This window comes from Streptomyces sp. SBT349, from assembly GCF_001083795.1.
GTDB lineage: Bacteria > Actinomycetota > Actinomycetes > Streptomycetales > Streptomycetaceae > Streptomyces.
Map to the genome: position 1 here is coordinate 1 of NZ_LAVK01000599.1, position 2,173 is coordinate 2,173.

At 74.6% G+C, this 2,173-nt stretch carries 2 protein-coding genes and 1 pseudogene; all 3 read left to right on the forward strand.

Annotation, left to right across the window (positions count from 1 at the left end; translation table 11 throughout):
- A pseudogene (locus ADY01_RS35040) lies at window positions 1-249 on the forward strand (hypothetical protein); the annotation flags it as partial.
- 195 nt (window positions 250-444) lie between these two features.
- Window positions 445-1,092 (forward strand): class I SAM-dependent methyltransferase, encoded by a 648-nt coding sequence (locus ADY01_RS35045; RefSeq protein ID WP_078900877.1) that lies wholly within the window; start codon window positions 445-447, stop codon window positions 1,090-1,092.
- A 94-nt stretch (window positions 1,093-1,186) separates the two neighbouring features.
- The gene (locus tag ADY01_RS35050; RefSeq protein WP_049580880.1) at window positions 1,187-2,014 is read left to right on the forward strand and encodes a DUF5336 domain-containing protein; all 828 of its coding nucleotides are present in this window, start codon (window positions 1,187-1,189) and stop codon (window positions 2,012-2,014) included.
- Window positions 2,015-2,173 lie beyond the last annotated feature (159 nt).

Below are 2,173 nucleotides of genomic sequence, written 5' to 3' on the forward strand. Positions count from 1 at the left end.
GTCGCGTCCGGGACACCCGCCGAAGCCGAAGCGGGGGCGGAGGCAGGGACCGAAGCCGGAACGGGCGAGGCGCCCGAGGACGCGGTGCCGGGCGTACCGGGCGGTGGCGGCGAGGCCGAGGTGCCGCCCCGCGCGCCGGGTCCCGGGCCCGAGGCGCGGCCCAGGGAGCACCCGGAGCCCGTCGACCTGCCCCCGGCCGTCGCCAAGCCCGTTCCGCTCCAGCAGGCCCCGCTCGCGCGCCTCGGCTGAGGCCCGGCCCCGCGCACCGGCGCGCGGGGCCGGGCCGCACCACCCCGCGCGCGACCCCGCGCGCGGCGCGCGCGAGCGCATGGTGCAGCATGGGGGAAGCCGGGACCATGGCGGAGAGGGCCAACGGGTCGACGGGCCCAAGGGGGATGTGTGGGGAAGGACGTCTTCGCGGCGTTTCTGGCCGCGAAGGGCTTCATGCCGCCCGACGAGGGCCGCGCGCTGCACGACGCCGCGTTCGAGGCGGCGGCCACCCTGCGGCTTCCGCTGCTGGAGATCGGCAGCTACTGCGGCCGTTCCACGCTGCTGCTCGCCGACGCGGCCCGCCGGGCGGGCACGGTCGCCGTCACGGTCGACCACCACCGCGGCAGCGAGGAGCAGCAGCCGGGGCAGGAGTTCCACGACCCGGACCTGGCCGATCCCACGGCCCCGGGGCGCATGGACACCCTGCCCTTCCTCCGGCGCACCCTGGCCGAGGCGGGGCTCGAAGAGCATGTGATCGCCGTGGTCGGCCGGTCGGCGCGCGCCGCGGCGGCCCTCGGCGGCGGCGGGGGCGGGCGCTTCGGCCTCGTCTTCATCGACGGCGGCCACACCGAGGCGCACGCGACGGCCGACTACGAGGGATGGGCCCCGCAGGTGGCCGAGGGCGGACTCCTGGTGATCCACGACGTGTTCCCCGACCCGGCCGACGGCGGACGGGCCCCCTACCACGTGTGGCGCCGGGCGCTGGACGGCGGTGGGTTCGCCGAGGTGTCCGGGCGGGGGTCGCTGCGCGTGCTCAGACGCGAGGCGGGCCAGGGCGAAGGTCACAGCAGCATCACAAGCGTGTCGCTCGGGGAACAGTAAGCCCATCCCCGGGGACCGGGCCCGAGTTCATCCGTACGATGGGCCCGCCGGAATCTGACCAGACCATGACGACCAGAACGACAAAGGATCTGACGTGAACAACCGCTCGCTCTCCCGAGGCGACGCAGTAGTACTGGTAGCAGCGGTCCTGCTGTTCATCGCCTCTTTCCTGGACATCCGCGAGGTCGAAGGCGGGAGCCAGAGCTGGAGCGGCTGGTCGGCCGACTGGTTCCCGGTGCTTCCCTCGGTCTTCCTCGCCGGGATCTTCGGAGCCGCGGCGATCGCCGGTGCCAAGTTCCTGCCGCAGCCGCAGCGGGAGTTCCTCGGCCTGCGGGTGGACCAGTGGGGCATCGCCCTGGCGGTGACCTCGGCCTGGGCCGGGTTCTGGACTCTGATCGGCGGCATGGACGGGATCGATGCGGGCCCGGGTCTGATCCTCGGGTTCATCGCCGCCCTGGTGCTCGGCGGGGCGGCGGCGGCGACGCCGATGGTTCCCGCCCTCCAGGCTCCGCTGACCGCCGCCAAGCCGGCCGGCTACGGCCAGCAGCCCTACCCCGGCCAGCCCGGTCAGCCCGGCTACGGCTACCCGGCCCCCGGCGCCTCGCAGCCCGGTTTCCCGCAGCCCGGCCAGCCCTCGCAGCCGGGTCAGCCCGCGCAGCCGGGCGCCGCCGGGATGCAGCACCAGCCGACGCAGGCCGTTCCCGCGGCGGGCGGCGCCGACCCGAACTTCCAGCCGTACTGGTTCGCCGTCCCGGCCGCCCGCCCGCTGTACGGCGAGGACGGTTCGCCGACGCCGGTGGCGGAGCTGGCGCCCGGCACCTGGTACCTGGCGGTCGAGCAGCGGGGGCAGGCCCTCGTGGCGCAGACCCAGGACGGCCGCCGTGGCGTGCTCCAGGACACCTCGGGCATCCAGCGCGGCTGACCGGCGGGCCTCTTCGGGCACTTCCGGCTCTTCATGGCGGCGGCCCCGTCCGGCACCCACGCGGTGCCGGACGTGTTTCTTTTAAAAATCTCCCAGCCCACGCGACTAAAGGGAAGATCGGATGCCGTCTTCTGCTTGGAAAAATAAACACGTCCCGAT